At 66.7% G+C, this 939-nt stretch carries 2 protein-coding genes and 1 pseudogene; 2 read left to right on the top strand and 1 reads right to left on the bottom strand.

Annotated elements, in window-relative coordinates; all coding sequences use genetic code 11:
- Window positions 1–206: pseudogene (locus FOY91_RS21395) on the top strand (DSD1 family PLP-dependent enzyme); the annotation flags it as partial.
- Window positions 206–598: a RidA family protein gene (locus FOY91_RS21390; protein WP_145156095.1), complete on the top strand. Its 393-nt coding sequence runs from the start codon at window positions 206–208 to the stop codon at window positions 596–598. The pseudogene FOY91_RS21395 and the gene FOY91_RS21390, both read left to right, overlap by 1 nt.
- A gap of 72 nt (window positions 599–670) precedes the next feature.
- On the opposite strand, the gene FOY91_RS21385 is transcribed toward FOY91_RS21390, so the two are convergent.
- On the bottom strand, window positions 671–939 hold a 269-nt coding region (locus FOY91_RS21385; RefSeq protein ID WP_145156093.1), incomplete at its 5' end, for a transposase.

The raw sequence follows: 939 nt of genomic DNA, 5'->3' as shown, positions 1-939 counted from the left end.
TCGTCGCGGACGCCAATCAGGAGCATGGCATCATCGCCGTCCGGCCGGGATCGGGAGGGGTACTGCCCGATCTGGCGATCGGTGACCGCGTGCGTATCCTGCCGAACCATGCCTGCTCCACCGGCGCACAGCACTCGGCCTATCATGTCGTGCGCGGCGGCTCGCCCGTCGTGGAGGCCGAGTGGCCCCGGTTCGGGGGCTGGTGATGGCAGACGTGGTTAAGGTCAGGACCGACGCCGCTCCCGCCCCCGCCGGCCATTACGCGCAGGCCACGATCGCCGGCGGTACGCTCTATATCTCCGGCCAGCTGCCGATCCGCGCCGACGGTGCCGCGCTGCCTGATGACAGCTTCGACGGGCAGGTGCGGCAGGCGATCGGTAACATGCTGGCGATCCTCGCCGCCGGCGGCGGCACGCCGGCGCGACTGGCGCGCGTTACCGCCTATATCGTCGGGGTGGAGAACTGGCCCCGCTTCAACGCGGTCTATGCCGCGATGCTGGGGGACGTGCGCCCCGCGCGCACCGTGGTGCCGGTGGGCGAGCTTCATCATGGCTATCTCGTTGAGATCGATGCCGTCGCAATCTTGCCCGGCGACTGAGCCGTTCTTCGAACGACACTCATGATCGCGCAGGAATTTGTCCACGCGGGCTAGGGCTAGGACTCACAACCATCACATGATGGCGGCGGCAAGATGGATGGCGCCGAGAAAGTTGGTGGCGTTCCGGTCGTAGCGGGTTGCGAGCCGCCTGCAGTCTTTCAGGCGGCAGAACATGCGCTCGATGGCGTTGCGGCCTTTGTAAAGGGTTTTGCTGAAGCAGCTCTTCCACACGCGCGTGCGTTTTGGCGGGATGTTGGGGACCGCACCCTGACTCTCGATCAGGTCGCGGACGCGATTGGTGTCGTAGGCACGGTCGGCGTGGACGATGCACCGCTCGGGCA

The sequence above is a fragment of the Alterirhizorhabdus solaris genome (assembly GCF_007785815.1).
In the GTDB taxonomy this organism is placed as follows: domain Bacteria; phylum Pseudomonadota; class Alphaproteobacteria; order Sphingomonadales; family Sphingomonadaceae; genus Alterirhizorhabdus; species Alterirhizorhabdus solaris.
The sequence above is the reverse complement of the archived record's forward strand: the minus strand, read 5'-3'. Positions and strand labels throughout refer to the sequence as shown.

What these genes read in the sequence shown, in the direction of transcription:
- FOY91_RS21390 (WP_145156095.1), top strand. Translation starts at nt 206, where the DNA reads ATGGCAGACGTGGTTAAGGTCAGGACCGACGCCGCTCCCGCCCCCGCC.